Genomic DNA, 17,563 nt, shown 5'->3' with positions numbered 1-17,563 from the left:
CGCCAGCTGATGGTCTTCTGGCGCTCACGCGTTTACGTTTTGCCGGCCATTTCTTAGACAAAAATCCCGGGTTAGCGCTATGGCTCGCCCGGGGTTTATGCTATACTTGATTAGAATTTACAATGAAAATTAACCCGATAATCACGGAACAATTTAGAGCGAGGGAAGGCTTTTATTTTATGGCAGACAAACCAAGTTTTTACATCACCACGCCGATCTACTACCCATCCGGGCGGTTACATATCGGTAATTCTTACACGACCATCGCCTGTGACGTGGTTGCGCGTTACAAGCGCAGCAACGGTTACGACGTTTTCTTCTTGACCGGGACCGACGAACACGGTCTCAAGATCGAAGACAAGGCCCAATCGCAAGGCCAAACGCCCCAAGAATACGTGGACGGCATGGCCAAGGGCATCAAGCAACTGTGGAAGACGCTGGAAATTTCTAATGATAAATTTATTCGGACGACCGACAAGCAACACGTGGCCGCCGTTCAAGAAGTTTTCGAACGCCTGTTGAAGCAGGGCGACATTTACCTGGGCGAATACGAAGGCTGGTACTCCGAAGATGATGAAGAGTACTTTACCGAAACGCAACTGGCCGAAGTTTACCGCGACGACAACGGCAAGGTCATCGGTGGCAAGGCGCCTTCTGGCCACGAGGTATCCTTGGTCAAGGAACAGTCGTACTTCTTCAAGATGAGCAAGTACGCTGATTGGTTGTTAGACTTCTACCACAGCCACCCACACTTCATCCAACCAGAATCCCGGATGACCGAAATGATCAACAACTTCATCAAGCCAGGTTTGGAAGACCTCGCCGTTTCCCGGACCACCTTTACCTGGGGTGTGCCGGTCAAGAGCAACCCCAAGCACGTGGTTTACGTGTGGATCGATGCGTTGCTCAACTATATCACCGCTTTAGGTTACACCAGCGATGACGAGAGCCTCTTCAAGAAGTTCTGGCCCGCTAACGTTCAAATGGTGGGGAAAGAAATCGTGCGGTTCCATTCAATTTACTGGCCAATCGTGCTCCACGCCTTGGGTATCGAAGCCCCAGACGAACTGTTTGCGCACGGCTGGTTGTTGATGAAGGACGGTAAGATGTCCAAGTCTAAGGGAAACGTCATTTACCCCGAAACCTTGGTCGACCGTTACGGCCTAGACGCGCTACGGTACTACCTGATGCGTGCGATGCCTTACGGAAACGATGGGACTTTCACGCCGGAAGACTTTGTTGACCGCTTGAACTATGACCTGGCCAACGACCTGGGGAACCTGTTGAACCGGACCGTTGCCATGATCAACAAGTACGAAGCTGGCAAATTGCCTGAATTCAAGGCCGGTGTCACGGCTTTTGATGCTGATTTGGAACAGACGGCCGCCACGGTCATCGCCAACTACCATGAGTTGATGGACCAAATGCACTTCGCGGACGCCTTAGCCGAAATCTGGAAACTGGTTTCCCGGACCAACAAGTACATTGACGAAACGGAACCATGGAACTTGGCCAAGGATGACAGTCAAGCGACGCAACTGGCCGCCGTCATGGCCCATTTGGCCGCTAGTCTGCGGGTCATCGCCACGCTGATCAGTCCAGTCATGACCCATGCGCCTAAGGAAATCTTTGACCAATTGGGCTTGGACCCAGCTACGTTAAGTATGACGAACCTGCAACTGGCTGATTTACCAGCCGGCAAGCAAGTTGTTGCCAAGGGAACACCCATCTTTCCGCGGATCGACGTGCAAGAAGAAGTCGACTTTATTCAAGGTCAAATGACTAAGTCGGAAAAGACGAAGGGTCGCGCTGCCATGGCTGCTAAGGCGAAAGCCCAAGAAGCCGCTGCCAGTGACGAAGCCGGTGAACTGACCTTGAACAAGCCAGAGATTCGGTTCGATAAATTCGAAAAGATCGAACTGCGGGTCGCCGAAGTCAAGGCGGTCGACCACGTTGAAGGGGCCGACAAACTCTTGAAGTTCCAGCTTGATGCAGGGGACCAAGGCACCCGGCAAATTCTGTCCGGCATCGCCCAATGGTATCCAGAACCGCAAGAACTGGTCGGCAAGAAGGTCGTTATCGTGGCCAACTTGAAGCCACGCAAGATGCGCGGTCAAGTCAGCCAGGGGATGTTGCTGTCCGCCGAACACGACGGTCAAGTCCAACTCTTGACGCTGCCTGACAGCATGGTCAACGGTTCCGACGTTAGCTAGAAATTAAATAAACCATAACCAAAACGTGGGCGGCGGATCGATGAGACGCCGACCGCGTTTTGTTATAAACACTGGTTGCGGGCAACGTGGACGCTGTCCGCCTACCGTTGCGCGAAAAGCTAGGCTGGAACGCTGGGGGAGGACGGCCCGAGCCAAAGCCCGGTCTCGGCCCTTGCTTTGAGCCGAAGAACACGTCTTAAAGTCACCAATTTACCAGCGAAGAGCGCTGCTAAATTCCCCGGCTGAGCCTAGTTTTCGCTCCACTCTCGGCTACAATGAGTTGGCCGGCAACCGGTGGTGTAAAGAAGCGGTTGGCGTCTATTGGAATCATCATCCGTGACTGCCTAATAATGGTGGTTGTGGTTGCTACTGTAACACATCCCAATTGGGATGGCTGTGGCGTTTAGGACTTGGACGGGGACTATTTTGCCGGAGGAGGCCAGGGGTGGAGCCAGCTGTGTCGACGGTGTTGGCCGAGGTTTTGTCTCGGCCTACAGCGTGGGGCGACTTGGGAGACTGGCGAATTTGGCCAGGCTTCCAAGCAAACCGGAAGCCCGCATCTGGGCTGGAGGTGTCCCCCATAGCAGGCGGAACCCCTGGCAGCCGCAGGCACTGGTCTCCGCTAACCTGGATTTCGCGGAACGGTAAGGCGGATGGCTTAAACCATTTAACAAAAAGTAGTAAAAACAAAGGAGACACACGATGAAAATCTTTGATTCGCATACGCATTTGAACAGCGAAGAGTTCATCAACGACGTGCCCGGCTACCTCAAGCGGGCCGCCGACTTGGGTGTGGTCAAGATGACCAATATCGGCTCGAACACGCAGCTGAATGCCGACGCCATCAAGTTGGCACACCAGTACCCGCAGTTGTATGCCGCGGTCGGCTGGCACCCGGAAGACTCGAAGAACTATGACGCTGCGGCCGAAAAGCTGTTGGAAGAACAGTTGGCCGATGACCGGGTCGTGGCCCTAGGGGAAATCGGCTTGGACTATCACTGGGACACGTCGCCGCAAGACGTCCAGCGTAAGGTCTTTGCCCGGCAAATTGCGATTGCCAAAGAAGTGGGCAAGCCGATTGCCGTCCACAACCGCGATGCCTTTGAAGACACGTACCGCATCATCAAGGACGCGGATATCCGCGACATTGGTGGGGTCATGCACAGTTTCAACGGCGACCCCGAGTGGTTGAAGAAATTCTTGGACCTGGGCATGCACATTTCCTATTCTGGTGTGGCCAGCTTTAAGAACGCCCATGAGGTCCACGATTCCGTGCGGGCAACGCCGCTGGACGTGATGATGGTCGAGACCGATGCCCCATATTTGACGCCAGAACCACACCGGGGTGAACAAAACGAACCCGGCTTTACCCGCTACACGGTCGAAGCGATTGCCAAGGAACGGGAAACCACCCCGGAAGCCATCGCGGCGGCCACGTTTAAGAACGCAGAGGAGTTTTACAAGATAAATGAAAAAGATTAAAGAAGTGCTCGTGGTTGAGGGCAAGGACGACACCAAGCAGATCAACCGCGCCGTCAATGCGGACACGATTGAGACCCGCGGCTCCGCGATTGACGAAGACACCCTAGCGTTGATTGAAAAATTAGCGGACCAGCGGGGCATCATCATCTTCACCGACCCGGACTTTTCCGGCGAGAAGATTCGCAAAATTGTGGCCGAAGCCGTGCCCAATGCCAAGCACGCCTTTTTGCCCAAGGCAGAGGGGCGTCCGGACAAGGCCGGGGGCTCACTGGGCGTAGAGCATGCCAGTCCAGAGGCTATCCGCGCGGCGCTCAGCCACGTTTACACTGAGACCACAGCGGCCCCGACCCTGATCACCCACGAAGACCTGTTGGCCGCTGGTCTGATTGGCGGTCCCGGTGCCAAAGAACGCCGCGAGCAGTTGGGTGAACTGCTACAGATCGGCTATGTCAATGGCAAGCAGTTGGAAAAGCGGCTGCGCATGTTTGGCATCCAACCGGCTGATTTTGCTGCCGCCCTCAAGCAGGTGCGGGCAAAGGAGGAAGATAAATGAAAAATGAAGTCCCTGAAATTGGCTCACCAGCTCGAACCAAGGCGATTCTGAACCGGTATCATTTGGTAGCGAAGAAGAGTCTGGGTCAAAATTTCCTGTCGGATTTGAACATCTTACGCAACATCGTGGCCGCGGGCGACGTGACCGACCAGGACAACGTGATTGAAATCGGTCCCGGAATCGGGGCGTTGACGGAACAGATTGCCAAGCGTGCGCGTAAAGTCGTGGCGTTTGAAATCGATGAGAACCTTCTGCCCGTGCTGGACGAAACGCTGATGGATTACGACAACGTCAAGGTCATCAACGAAGACATCTTGCAGGCGAATTTGCCGGCAGTGGTCGCGTCCGAGTTTGAACCCGGCCATCCCGTCAAGCTGATTGCTAACCTGCCGTATTACATCACGACGCCGATCCTGATGAGCGTGCTCCAGAGCACGGTGGACTTCGCGGCCATCGTGGTCATGATGCAAGCCGAGGTGGCCGATCGGCTCGTGGCCCAACCTGGCACCAAGGCGTACGGGTCGCTGTCCGTGGTCATGCAATACCGTGCGCACGTGGAAGTTGCCTTTGACGTGCCGCGGACGGCCTTCATTCCGCAACCCAACGTGGATTCGGCCATCATTCGTCTGACACCGCGTGAAGCGCTACCAGTCAATCCGTACGAAGACAAGGCCCTGTTTGGTTTTGTTAAGGGATGCTTCGCTCATCGGCGGAAATCCTTGTGGAACAATCTTCAAGGAATTTTTGGCAAACAACCTGAGGTCCGGGAACGGATTGAAACGGTCTTAAATCAGACGGGAATTTCCCGACAGCTACGGCCAGAACGGCTAACCTTGATAAATTTCATCGAATTAACCAACGCTTTCCACAATGAAGGACTTATGTAACCCTTACCAATTGAGGATTCTTGCGGATTTACGCCGGTTGTGGTATAATTTGCAATTCGCGTGAAACGATGGTATAATTGTTTCACAGAGGTGAAGTGCATGCCAACAAGTTTAGCGAACATTAAGAATAAACTGGATGATCGCATCGGCGAAAAGTTGATGGTGATTGCTCAGGCCGGTCGTAAAAAAACGACAGAGCGGCATGGAATTCTTCGGGAAACCTATCCAGCCGTTTTCGTAGTGGATCTAGACCAAAACGAAAATTCGTTTGAACGGGTTTCATACAGCTATACCGATATTTTAACCAAAAACATCGAAGTTGACTTTGATGAATAAATAATTGGGCCTAACAAGGCCTTTTTATTTTGCGGTCAATTTAGAGAAAAATAAGCCTGGGGCAAATCCCCAGACTGGAAGACGTTTAATCCTTTAGTTCTCAGGCAATTTAACACTAAGTTCAGTGATAAAATCATGTTCGTCATGATAACTGTAGTTATTGACCGATGAAATTTCATATACGATCCCCGAAGGTTCTGCAGATTGGTGACGAAATGCTTGTTGGAGCTTTTGATAGTGGTTAAAGTACTGCTGACGATTCCAATAAAAGAAAATGCACAAATAAGTTCCCGCGGGAATTCTCCCTAAATGTGTCTGCAATTTTGGGGCCTGATTCGTGAAGACTTGGGTAAGCATCTTTTGATAGTGAATCTCGTTGATTGATTGGTAGGGCCTTAAAGGAAAACTGAAGCCATATTGTAAGTTGCCAATCGTGCCATTCTCAATCAGAAGCCTATCCAGTTGACTAGTTTCCCTATCTGGATAATCTAGAGGGGTAATGGGTTGTTGGGTGGGGAGCTGAAGAATCGTTCGTTCCTTTATGTGGCGTTGATAAACCACTCCTGCGGGATGATTGGTGATCTGTTGAAGATCATTCAGTTGTTGGATTTGACCACTGATTAACTGTTGGCTATTTTGAAGGCGACGGATCTGATCATCAATATTTTGGGATTGCTTCGTTAAAGCGTTGGCCAGGGAATCACCCTTTAACGTCAACACTTGGCGGATTTCTTCAATAGGGAGTTTGGCATATTGGAGATACTTAATAATATTAACTTGAAAGACTTGATGGATAACGTAATAGCGATAATTAGTTTCCGGATTACGAATGGCAGGTTTGATTAAGTCGATTTTGTCGTAATATCTTAAGGCTTGAATAGAAACGTTACAGATTCTCGCCATTTCACCGATAGTAAAATTTCTCATAATGACCTCCTTGACTCTATTGTAAGTATAGCCTTTATGATTATCTCAATAAAGAAATTAGGAGGTCATCATGATGACAAATACAATCAGATTAATGTATCCAGATTGGCAGTCGGGGGATAATCCCGTTTATTATTTTGGCGCACAGTTGCTTAACTGGCTGGCACCACAAAATACACAACAGAAAGCAATCAAAGTGCCGGTCACATCGCCACTAGATGATCAGCCCAAGTTGAAACTGGAAAATGGTGTTACGGCCCAGTCAGAAGTTATTGCCAACGTTCGTGCAGCCCAGAAGATACTGGATGTTGAATCGCCCGATAAAATTATCACTTTGGGTGGGAACTGCATGGTTTCCCAGGCGCCGTTTTCCTATCTCCATGATAAATATGGGGCGGACGTGGGAATCGTTTGGATCGATGCCCACCCGGACATTTCCAGCCCACAAATATTCTCAAATGAACATGCGATGGTCTTGGCTAATTTGATGGGTAAGGGGGATCCGAAATTAGCCAAGCTGGTGACACATCCCTTCTCCGCTGTGTCCATTTTGTATGTTGGCCTTCAAGAACCCACAGCTGATGAGAAAACGATATTGCCAAAATTAGGCTTAGATTATCAACTGGAAAATAACCAGCAAGTGGATGTTGAAAAGATTCAGAAGTGGATCAATCGCCATCATTTTTCAAAAGTTTTAGTTCACTTTGATCTTGACGTGTTAGACCGCAAGCTATTCTTTGATCAATATTTCGATAAACCAGGCGTCACGGATTACGGCGTCTCTGGTGGCAAATTAGATCCCGATAAAGCGAGTCGCATTTTGAAAAAGTTAAGCGCTGATAACGATATTGTGGGATTGACAATCGCTGAATACCTTCCCTGGAGTGCTTTAAAGCTGAAAAGAATGATGGAAAACATGTCAATTTTTAACTGAAGGTTGAAAGACGAAAATCAACTGGAACTATTGCTATCATGCGACTCATGGCCTTAAAAATAGTTATTTTCAGCCTCACAGTGTGAACTGACCGCCTACCATTCGCCAAATATGGGTTGGAAAGCCAAAAGGCGGTCTCGACGCCTTGCTTTGAGCCGAAGAGTACGTCTCAAAGTGGCCTCATGGCCGAAACGTGTGCCAACAGGCAACTGGTTCCGCTTAACACTGCTAGGCAAATAATCCAGGACCAGGATTATCTGCCTAGCACCGTTAATGCTCGCCAGTTAACCGCCTGTCATCACACTCTTGTTAAGCGGCTGAACCCATATTTGGCGAACTCTCGGCTAAGATGGTGCGTATTAGTAGCAGTCGTCTTAATCCCAGATAGTAGTTACATTGACGACCAGTCTTTCATTAACACAGTATCACTGATAGACGTCAACTTGCCGGAGGCAGCCAGGGATGGCCCCATCTGGGTCGGCGGTGTTGGCTGAGGTCCTTACTCAGCCTACAGCGCGGGACGACTTGAGAGACTGGTGATCTTTGCCAGGCTTTCAAGCGAACCGGAAGACCGCCCCTCAGGCTGGAGGTGTTCCCCAGAGCAGGCGGAACCCTGGCTGACGCAGGCGTCTGGTTTTACTAGATTTAGTTGTCAGAACACCGCTGTTACGGCAATCAGCGCGTTAATTTTACTTTCAACCTTCAGTTTTTAACTAAAAGCTGAAAGGCACAGCGTAGGTAAACGGCTTTCAGGCATGCTGAGAAACCAGATTGGCCGATTGCGGCTGATGGGGGATGAAAATAGCGGATTTTTGGCTTAAATGATGTCAGGGGGTTCTGCACGGCTAAAGTGAGATTTAGCGCGTGTTGGGAGAACCCTTTTTATTTTGGCCGTAACCATAGTATAATGGGCTTAATCATATTCACGATAATGGTAGGGTGCCCTACCTAGTAGAATGCAGGTGAGCGCATGCAACTGATTGAAAAGGCACCAGCCAAGATAAACCTCGGGCTCGACACGCCATACCACCACCAGGATGGTGCCGAAGAGTGGAACATGGTCATGACGTCCGTGGATTTGGCAGACTACGTTGAAATTCAGACGTTAACCAAACACAAACGCATCCGCGTCGCCTCTGATAGTGGTTTCTTGCCCAATGACCAACGCAATCTCGCGTTTCAGGCGGCGAACTTGTTACAGACCAATTATCACATCGACGAGGGTGTGAATATTCGCATCAAGAAAAATATTCCGGTGGCTGCCGGTCTGGGGGGCGGATCCTCGGATGCCGCGGCCGTGTTGCGCGGGTTGAACCAGGCGTGGTCGTTGGGCCTCAGCTGGCAAGAACTGGCGGAACTGGGCCTGCAGATCGATTCGGACGTGCCGTATTGCGTCTACGGTCGCACGGCACACGTGCGCGGACGGGGGGAACGCATCACGCCACTGTCGAAATTACCCGCGGCCTGGGTCGTGTTGGCCAAGCCCAAGGTCAGTGTGTCGACGCCCAGCATCCTTCAGCAGATTCGCTACGACCAGCTTGACCACCCCGACATCGACGCCCTGTTACGAGCGGTGCGCGAGCAAGACATTGCCGGTATGTGTGCCGTCATGGGCAACGCCTTGGAGCCGTTAACGGCCCACCGTTACCCGGAAATCACCCAACTTAAGCAGCAGATGATGAAGTTCGGCGCCGACGCCGCACAGATGAGCGGGACGGGGCCGACCGTCTTTGGCCTCTGCAGCAAGCAGTCACGGGCCCAACGCGTCTTCAACGGGATGAAGGGCTTTTGTCGCGAGGTGTATTTGGTGCGGCCGTTGCCGTAGGGCCAACGCCCTAAATGGCGGTAGCCGGCGGGATGGTCTTGCATCGCATGCCAGCATTAACCGGTACTCAGTCGAAAATAGGTTGTCGACTCGTAGTAGGCGGTTTTAGGTTAGGTAGTTAGTAAGCGGTATCAATTTAAAATGTAAGGATGTTTGTGAAAAAATGACGATCTCTAAAGCAGCAGAAATTTTCCAAGCCATTCAAGCGGACCCCATGAATCGCGATTTTACGCAGCAGGGGATGTTGCCGTTGTATCACGTTGACCCCCAGGCCGAAATCTTATTGGTCAGCCAGGCCCCGAGTCGCCAGGCGCAAGCGTCGATGACCTTTTGGGACGACGCCAGTGGAAATCGTCTCCGCGACTGGATGGGCGTGACCAAGGACCAGTTCTACCATTCTGGCAAGCTGGCCGTGTTGCCGTTAGACTTTTACTATCCCGGCAAGCATGCCCACGGTGGCGATTTGCCGCCACGCAAGGGCTTCGCGGAAAAGTGGCACGCGCCGTTGCTCGAACTGATGCCGGACATTAAGCTGACACTTCTGATTGGCCAATACGCGCAAAAATACTACCTGCCACACCGTGAGAAAACGTTGACGGCCACGGTCGAACACTACGCGGACTATCTGCCGGACTACTTCCCGTTGGTCCATCCCTCGCCGTTAAATTACGGCTGGATGCACCAGCACCCGTGGTTCACGAAAACAGTGGTGCCCGAGCTCCAAGCTCGCGTGGGTGCAATCATGGGTGACCGTTAGCGCTGCTTTGGCTGGCCATTTGCCGTTCGTTAAAGTTAATCTGCATATCATTAAATCCAAAACCGGTTCTACCAACAACTCTCAGGTCGCTAGTGGAACCGGTTTTTAATTTAGCCAATGCTTACAGGAGCGGCCGTAATGCCTACCAGGTGTACGTTCTAGTGTCACTTAAGAGTGGGCAGCGATTTGGCTTAAAGCCATCCTACAGGCCAAAAGACCTAACCGAAGACAAGCGCAAATAAAAAAACCGTCCCTAACTTTGACCGGTTGGGCGACATAATTAGTCTATAACTGTCACCGCCTTTAAAGCGGCTTGCGGTGAAAGGGTCTGGTGTGCAAACCATCAGGCCTTTTCGTTTACCCTCACATAAGAGCATGGCTGAGATGTGTAAGCAACAAATACCTTTCGAAATTGGGGACAAAAAAGTTTGAAAATTTCCAGAAAATTCTTGTATTTCCACTCTCAAGAGTGTGTTATTAAGAGTGTAGAGAGGGGATGATAGAGTTGAAGAAGGTAAAAGAAAACAGCTTGAAGACCAACACCAAGAGAGCATTAAAAAATATCAATTCAAAATAGCAGTTGCAGTTGATATTGGAATTGCTCTTGAGGTTGTAAGAGAACTGGTAGACAAGCTGATTCACCAGTTAGTAAGGGGGGGGCGCAACCCCCTTACTTTGTGTATCTTTATTCTATCGTATATTAGGGGGGAATGGCATGATAAAGAATAAAGCCCGGAAAACTGACTACGAAAATAAAACTAAGATTTCAGTAGAAGTCGGAATAGCTCTTGTGATTCTACTTTTAGTTGTACGTGCATTGTAGGAGGAAAAATGGCTAAAAATGAATACACAGAGGCTCGTGCAAGGGCCAATCGTAAATGGAACGAGAAGAACAAAGATCGAACCAGATATTTAAATGCTCGGTCTGCCGCCCGTAGTTTCATACGAAACAGGTCCACAGTTGACGACCTGAAAGAACTTAGAGAGCTAATTGACCAGCGGGAAGCTGATTTAAAAGAGTAATGGTAAACCACCCTGCCGATTAATGGGGTGGTTTTTAATATGTTTCTGATTAAGTTATAATAGTATAACAGGAATTATATTAGGGGGTAATTGGATTGTTCAAAATCAGCGGAAAAGGCGCCGCATTACTAATGCTGCTAGGTGCCATGGTGGGGAGTATGGCCGTAACTAACGCGTCTGCTAAAAGTAAAGTAAATAAAGAAGTTGCTAAAATTAATATTAGTAATATCTTTAATGCCAACACAACGTTTACAACTGGCATAGGCGTTACTGAAAAAAATGAAACTATTTCTCCATACAATCGGTTTCAGACTTACAAGTTAAACAAGCCACTTAAATTGACCAACGAGTTCAAGCACAAAACGGCAACCTTACCAAAAGGGTCCGTAATCACTGGTTATGCTGATGATCAGGGGAGCATTATAAATGTGGATAATACAACACTGAGCATTAAGAATCAAAAGCGTGTAAAAAAGTTAGGAAACTGGCATTACAGTTATCCTATGAATAAAGTTAATAATGGGGCTGTAAAAAAATACGTTCGCAATACGGCGTTTTCTTACAACTCTTTAGCCAGCGTTCCCAAGTTATCGGTTAAGACTAGTCAAGCACAATATGATGGTGCGGCAACTAAATTACCGTTTATCTCAGTTACAGCCGATAGCCAATTAGTGTACCATAAGTCGGGCCAGTCTTTTGGTGCTACTTACTATGCAAAAATCAAGAAGTTTAAGCGAACTCACTCAACAATCACATACTATCTAAATAAGCGAGTTAATGGCGTAACTACTAAAAGAACAAAGATTGGTAAACACTACCGCTATAAGCTGAGCCTTAAGCTAGGTAATGTTTTTCAGAGCCGTGACAGCTATAACGGTGACGCAGGTGCCTATAATTTAACCGTAAAAAACGGCAAGCAATCATTTTTCTTACTCGTTGAAGAACATACTGTATTGCAAGCATATCTAAATACGTTAACTGGTAATGAGTCGATTAGTACTAATGACAAAGACTTAAGTCTAGCCTGTATCAATAGTTTGCATTAAAAACAGACTATGCAGGGAGCTCTCTTCATCTTTAGACTAATGTCTTATCAAAATGATACAACTGATTCTTGTCAGTTTCAGGGCTTGCAATAAATGCAATAAAAAAGACTGTCTACTTGGACAGTCTCTTTTTATCTCAATTAATTTATCCCAAATTCAATTACAGCGTGATCGTGACCGCGTCGCCAGCCAGGGCTGCCTTCGTGACTTGGCCGTTTTCGTGGACCAAGACAGTGGCGTTGCCGGATAGGCCGGTGGTCGTGATGGCCAGCTCGTTGCCGTGACGGGTTACGGTGACGCTCCCGGCATCTCGGCCCTGTTGATTGACGACGGCGACCGTGGTCGTGCCTTCGTGCATGTCGTACAGGTGGATGTCGAGGTCCTTGGTGAAGTCGTAATCGGCGTGAACGGCTTGTGGGTTCCGTAAGAGAATCGTGTTTTCTCTAGCCAGAACAGGCAGGTCTAATTCGCCGTAGTCCAAGCTGAGCCATTTGCCATCTTGAATGTCGTAGACTTCATCGTCATTGATGATGCTGGTCCATTTGCCGGCGGGCAGGTAGAGGTTGACGTGGCCTTCGTGGTTGAAGACGGGCGCAACCAAGATCTGGCTCCCCAGCATGTACTGGTTGTCCAGGGTGTGGGCGGTGCGATCGGCCATGAAGTCGAACCACATTGGCCGCATCAACGGGTTACCGTAAGCCGTGTTGTGGGCGGCTTGCGTGTAAAGGTAAGGCATCAAGGACAACTTCAGGTTGACGAATTTCCGCGTGTTTTCCACGGCTTCATCATCGAAGTTCCACGGTACCCGGTAAACATTGCTGCCGTGGTAACGACTGTGAGAAGACAGCAGGCCAAATTGGGTCCACCGCTTGTACAGATCAGCGGTTGGTGTATCCGGACCGTCTTCGAACCCACCGATATCGTGACTCCAAAAGGCAAAGCCGGAACTCAGGAAGGACAGGCCGCCATGCAAAGTGTCGGCCATGTTCTTAAAGGTCGACAGGGCATCGCCACCCCAGTGAACGGGGAACTTCTGTGAGCCCACGGTAGCGGAACGGGCAAAGACCACTGCTTCGTCTTGCCCCTTAGCAGCGGCCAGCGTGTCAAAGACCGCTTGGTTGTATTGCAGGGTGTAGTAGTTGTGCTCGCGCTTAGGGTCGGAGCCATCAAAGAAGACAGCGTCATCGACGGGAATCCGTTCACCAAAGTCGGTCTTGAAGCAGTCCACGCCCATGTCGATCAGGGCTTGGAGCTTGCCTTGGTACCATTTCACGGCGTCAGGGTTGGTGAAGTCGACAAAGGCGTTGCCTGCTTGCCAGAGGTCCCATTGCCAAATGTTGCCGTCTTCGCGTTTGACGAAGTAGCCTTTTTCCTTGCCCTCCGCAAACATCTTCCCCTTTTGGGCGATGTACGGGTTGATCCAGACACAGACCTTGATGCCGCGGTCGTGAATCTTCTTGATCAGGCCTTCGGGGTCGGGGAACTCGTCACGGTCCCATTCCATGTTGGACCACTCAAAGCCCTTTTGCCAGAAGCAGTCAAAGTGGAACACATCTAATGGAATATCGTGATCCTTCATGCCGTCGATGAACTTCATGACGGTGGCTTCACTGTAATCCGTGGTGAAGGACGTCGTCAGCCACAGACCAAATGACCAGGCTGGTGGCAACTGGGTCTTACCCGTCAGCTCAGTGTAGCGGTGCAGGATCTCTTGTGGGGTGGGGCCATAGATGACGTAGTATTGCAGGGATTGGCCCTCGGTGCTAAATTGCACGCGGTCGACGTTTTCGGACGTGATTTCAAAATCAACGGGTTGCGGCTGATCAACGAAGACCCCGTAGCCGGCATCGGTCAGGTAGAACGGAATGTTCTTGTAGGATTGTTCGGAGGCAGTCCCACCATCTTGGTTGTCGATGCGGACTTCTTGGCCGTTCTTGATGAAGTTCCCGAAGCGTTCGCCCAGGCCGTAAACCTTGTCTTCAACGCCGATGTTCAGTTGTTCGCGCATGTAGTCGGTATTGGTGGACTTGTCATGGATGACGCCTTGCGCCTTGTCTAGTGACTGGGTCAACAAGTGGTCACCGTGCAGGAAGTCGAGTTGGAAGGCCGTTTGGAACGGAATCCGAGCGGTCAATTCGCCAGACGTGAAGGTCAGTTCCTCATCGCTAGTGGTGATGGTGACGTCGGGGTTTTGGTTGTTGATGTGGTAGGACGGCCCGTGGGTATCCTGGTCGAAGTGCGTGAGCTTGACACCAATCACGCCTTCAATGGGGGAGGTCAGGTCGATCGTACTCATCCCCAGGTTCAGTTCGTCGCCGCGTTCGTGAATGAACTTAAACGGCGCATACAAGGTCAGTTGCTTGTCGGTCTGGCGGTAGTCAAAGACTTCCCGTGGCGACTCGATTTGATACTGTGGCCGGTCGAGCCAGTAACCATTCGTAAATTTCATGGATAAACACCTCTTGAATTTTTTAAAAAATTGAATTTCTTAATCGACAAACACAGTTTACGTGGGTCACGGTCAAATGTCAACGCTTTCATCAAGAAAAATTCGCGACCAGGGACCCTCAACAATGTCCCTTAAATGAAACAAGGTGGTTAGTCGAAAAATAGGACAAACGGTTGCACGGAAGATTAACGGCTAAGACTGTTATCATGGGCTTTGACGGGAATGGGGGGTTCGACCGGTTCCCGGAAAAATTTTTTAAAATGGTCGTCAACTCGGGGTTGAATGCGGCAACTCCCCGGGTCTCTAAGCGTGCCGCGGCCACCGGTCTGATAAAATAGTTGGGCAGGACAACTAACCGGTTAAAATGGCGTTGACAACTGGAAGCGGTTACAGTATGCTGTGATTTGAAAATTGAATTTTCTTGAACGTCGACAGCTCAGTTTTCAATATCAGAATCGTAATTTAACGAGGTGTGTACTTATGAGTGAAAATGCTCCTAAAGCTGCGGTGGCCGAGCGTAACATGGTCCCGTGGAATGAACGAATTGCTTATAGCTTTAGTGATTTTGCCTGCAACCTGTCCTTCCAAATGGTGGGGACTTACTTAATGATCTTCTACACGGATACGTTTGGCATCAGTGCCGCGGCCGTGGGGACCCTGTTCTTAGTCGCCCGGATCGTCGATGCCTTTGACGGCCCGTTCTGGGGAATCATGATCGACCATACCCATACCAAGTGGGGGAAGAGCCGACCGTACTGGTTGTGGTTCTCGATTCCCTTTGCCGTCTTCTGTGTGTTGGTCTTCACCACACCCAATATGAGTCTGACTGGGAAACTGGTTTGGGCTTACGTGACTTACATTGGGGTCGATGTCCTGTATTCAGCGGTTAATATTCCCATTACATCCATCTTGCCATCATTGACTAGCAATCCGCAAGAACGGGTCACCTTGTCCACGATTCGCCAGTTCATGGGAACGGCCGGCGCCACCATTATCACCGGGATCACCTTGACGATGGTTGCTTACTTCGGTAACGGCTCCACGGACAGTGCGCGCGGCTGGTTCATCTGGGCCTTGATCGTCGGCATCATTGTGGTCATCATTTTTGGTTTCGTCTTCAAATACACGACTGAACGGGTCCAGACCAAGAGTTCTCGCCAGTCGATTCCAATTAAGCAGTCCCTGAAGGCCTTAAAGAAAAACTGGCCATGGGCAATTATCATCTTCATTAACTTCATCTACTGGATGGGGATGCAGACGCGTTCGCAAGTCACGGTCTACTTCTTCAAGTACAACATGCACGACGCCAAGTTGGCTTCCTTTGTCCTGAGTTTACAAATCGTTGCCCTGGTGGCCGTGGTCTTAACGCCATGGACGTCTAAGCTGATTGGGAAACGGAACACCATGTTGGGCGGGATGATTCTCGCGGTCGTGGGCCAACTCCTATTGAGCCTGGGCGCTACTCACCTGAGCGTGCCAATGATTATCTTCGCCACCATCGTCGGTTACCTGGGAACCGGGTACGTTTCCGGCCTGATTGCCGTGATGTTGGCCGACGCCGTGGATTACGGCGAATGGAAAAATGGCGTCCGCGCCGAAGGAATTGTTACCTCATTCTCCAGTTTTAGTGCTAAATTAGGAATGGGGATTGGTGGGGTCATCACCGGCTGGATTTTATCCGGGACCGGCTACGTCGCCAATCATACGCAAACGGCTTCCGCACTGCACGGGATTGAACTGAACTACATTTGGGTCCCACTCTTGGGATTTGCCCTGTCTGGAATTGCCCTGATGTTCTACCACGTTGACGGCATTGAAAAGCAAATGCAAAGCGACTTGGCAGAAAAGCATGCCCGGGAAAATGATGCGGATGGCGAATAATTAGGTAAAGTGAGTGAACGGCATGATTATCAACAAGGACGTGATGCGTGATCACAACGAGCGCTCGGTGCTCCAAGCGATTGTGAATCACGGACCCATTTCGCGAAACGAGATTTCCAAATTACTGGGCTTAAACAAGGTGACGGTGTCTGACATCGTCGGGACCTTTATTGACCGCAAGTTGGTCGCCAGTCAAGGGGAGGTCGCGGCCAAAGCCGGTAGTGGGCGCCGCGCCGAACTCGTGGCGTTCAATGCCACCTACGGCTACGTGATCAATTTCAGCATCTCCGGAGAAATCCTGGAAATGTTGGTCACCCAACTGGATGGCCGGGCCCTAAGTTATAGTGAAAGTCCGTTGCAGCAAGCGACCGTTCAAGAGATCGTGGCCAAGATGGTCGAGATGGTGGACCAGTTACCCACGTTTGACGTGGAAAATGGCCTGCAAGCCATCTCCATCGCCATCTTCGGTGTGGTCTACGAAAACGAAATCGTCACGTCACCGTTCGTGGATTTTGATGATTACGACCTGGTCAGCACCTTCAAAGAGCGCTACCACGTGCCGGTCATCATGGAAAACGAGGCCAATCTGGCGGCGGTATTCGAGCAGGACTTCAGTAAGCAAGAACTGCAAAGTCTGGTCGCCGTCAGCATTCACGAGGGAATCGGCGCGGGTATCCTGCTGAACAAGCAGCTCTATCGCGGCAATTACGGCCGGGCTGGCGAAATCGGCCAGATCATGATCCAGGGCACTGGCCGCCAACGTTTGGCCAAGCTGCCCAGCTTTGATCACGAGTGGTCCGAGGCGGCCCTGTTGAAGAAGGCCGCGACGTTAAAGCACGTTGCCCGCTACTCGTTGGATGAATTGGTCCAAGCGGCGGGGCAGGGTGACCCGGAGATTGCCGGTCTATTAGAAGACCTGTGCTATCACCTGGCCATCGTGACCAGTGATTTGATCGTGGCCTATGACCCGCAGATGATCTTTTTCAACTCACCACTAGTTGAACAGTTACCAGAACTTTTGAAAAACATTCAGATGAAACTGAGCTTTATGCCGCTGGTGCCACCACTAGTGATGTCCAAGGACGTGAAATACGCCACCTTACTGGGTGGGGCGTCGTTGGCCATTCACCAGGTGCTGGATATGCCAGGCACGCGTTTGATTTTTCATCATTAGCTTCACCGAATGAGAGTGGGACACAGTGCAAACCACAGTGCGAACTGGCCGCCTACCGTTCGCCAAATATGAGTTG

The 17,563-nt window shown here is 50.3% G+C and carries 13 protein-coding genes; 11 read left to right on the top strand and 2 right to left on the bottom strand.

Annotation, left to right across the window (positions count from 1 at the left end; all coding sequences use genetic code 11):
• Nucleotides 1-179 precede the first annotated feature (179 nt).
• The 5 genes from metG to LKH74_RS11540 all read left to right on the top strand — a co-directional run bounded on the left by metG (nucleotide 180) and on the right by LKH74_RS11540 (nucleotide 5,471).
• Nucleotides 180-2,213 carry a methionine--tRNA ligase gene (gene metG / locus LKH74_RS11560; protein WP_135368778.1) on the top strand — a complete coding sequence of 678 codons (2,034 nt, stop codon included), beginning with the start codon at nucleotides 180-182 and terminating at the stop codon, nucleotides 2,211-2,213.
• A gap of 702 nt (nucleotides 2,214-2,915) precedes the next feature.
• Nucleotides 2,916-3,695 (top strand): TatD family hydrolase, encoded by a 780-nt coding sequence (locus LKH74_RS11555; RefSeq protein ID WP_135368777.1) that lies wholly within the window; start codon nucleotides 2,916-2,918, stop codon nucleotides 3,693-3,695.
• Complete coding sequence (rnmV, locus tag LKH74_RS11550) at nucleotides 3,682-4,248, top strand: ribonuclease M5 (protein ID WP_287708447.1); 567 nt, start codon at nucleotides 3,682-3,684, stop codon at nucleotides 4,246-4,248. The genes LKH74_RS11555 and rnmV overlap by 14 nt, the downstream gene beginning before the upstream one ends.
• Complete coding sequence (gene rsmA / locus LKH74_RS11545; RefSeq protein ID WP_287708448.1) at nucleotides 4,245-5,135, top strand: 16S rRNA (adenine(1518)-N(6)/adenine(1519)-N(6))-dimethyltransferase RsmA; 891 nt, start codon at nucleotides 4,245-4,247, stop codon at nucleotides 5,133-5,135. Before rnmV ends, rsmA begins: the two co-directional genes overlap by 4 nt.
• Before the next feature lie 99 nt (nucleotides 5,136-5,234).
• On the top strand, nucleotides 5,235-5,471 hold the full coding sequence (locus tag LKH74_RS11540; protein WP_061777444.1) for a Veg family protein: 237 nt from the start codon (nucleotides 5,235-5,237) through the stop codon (nucleotides 5,469-5,471).
• A gap of 93 nt (nucleotides 5,472-5,564) precedes the next feature.
• Here LKH74_RS11540 and LKH74_RS11535 read toward each other — a convergent pair whose 3' ends face one another.
• The gene (locus LKH74_RS11535; protein ID WP_287708449.1) at nucleotides 5,565-6,398 is read right to left on the bottom strand and encodes a MerR family transcriptional regulator; all 834 of its coding nucleotides are present in this window, start codon (nucleotides 6,396-6,398) and stop codon (nucleotides 5,565-5,567) included.
• A gap of 73 nt (nucleotides 6,399-6,471) precedes the next feature.
• Between LKH74_RS11535 and LKH74_RS11530 the strand changes: the two genes are divergently transcribed.
• The 4 genes from LKH74_RS11530 to LKH74_RS11510 all read left to right on the top strand — a co-directional run bounded on the left by LKH74_RS11530 (nucleotide 6,472) and on the right by LKH74_RS11510 (nucleotide 11,983).
• Entirely contained in the window at nucleotides 6,472-7,332 is an 861-nt protein-coding gene (locus LKH74_RS11530; protein WP_287708450.1) for an arginase family protein, read from the top strand.
• Between the two features lie 970 nt (nucleotides 7,333-8,302).
• Nucleotides 8,303-9,157, top strand: a complete 855-nt coding sequence (ispE, locus tag LKH74_RS11525; protein WP_287708451.1) for a 4-(cytidine 5'-diphospho)-2-C-methyl-D-erythritol kinase — start codon at nucleotides 8,303-8,305, stop codon at nucleotides 9,155-9,157.
• A 163-nt stretch (nucleotides 9,158-9,320) separates the two neighbouring features.
• Complete coding sequence (locus tag LKH74_RS11520; protein WP_434737635.1) at nucleotides 9,321-9,914, top strand: uracil-DNA glycosylase family protein; 594 nt, start codon at nucleotides 9,321-9,323, stop codon at nucleotides 9,912-9,914.
• 1,118 nt (nucleotides 9,915-11,032) lie between these two features.
• Complete coding sequence (locus LKH74_RS11510) at nucleotides 11,033-11,983, top strand: hypothetical protein (RefSeq protein ID WP_287708453.1); 951 nt, start codon at nucleotides 11,033-11,035, stop codon at nucleotides 11,981-11,983.
• A gap of 160 nt (nucleotides 11,984-12,143) precedes the next feature.
• Here LKH74_RS11510 and yicI read toward each other — a convergent pair whose 3' ends face one another.
• Nucleotides 12,144-14,432: an alpha-xylosidase gene (yicI, locus tag LKH74_RS11505; RefSeq protein ID WP_287708455.1), complete on the bottom strand. Its 2,289-nt coding sequence runs from the start codon at nucleotides 14,430-14,432 to the stop codon at nucleotides 12,144-12,146.
• Between the two features lie 480 nt (nucleotides 14,433-14,912).
• Here yicI and LKH74_RS11500 point away from each other — a divergent pair, with 480 nt between their 5' ends.
• A complete protein-coding gene (locus tag LKH74_RS11500; RefSeq protein ID WP_287708456.1) occupies nucleotides 14,913-16,313 on the top strand; it encodes an MFS transporter in 1,401 nt (466 codons plus the stop codon).
• Nucleotides 16,314-16,335: 22 nt separating this feature from the next.
• A complete protein-coding gene (locus LKH74_RS11495) occupies nucleotides 16,336-17,487 on the top strand; it encodes an ROK family transcriptional regulator (RefSeq protein WP_287708506.1) in 1,152 nt (383 codons plus the stop codon).
• Nucleotides 17,488-17,563 lie beyond the last annotated feature (76 nt).

The sequence above is a fragment of the Levilactobacillus sp. genome, assembly GCF_022646225.1.
Classification (GTDB): domain Bacteria; phylum Bacillota; class Bacilli; order Lactobacillales; family Lactobacillaceae; genus Levilactobacillus; species Levilactobacillus suantsaiihabitans.
This window is presented reverse-complemented; position numbering and strand designations above follow the sequence as displayed.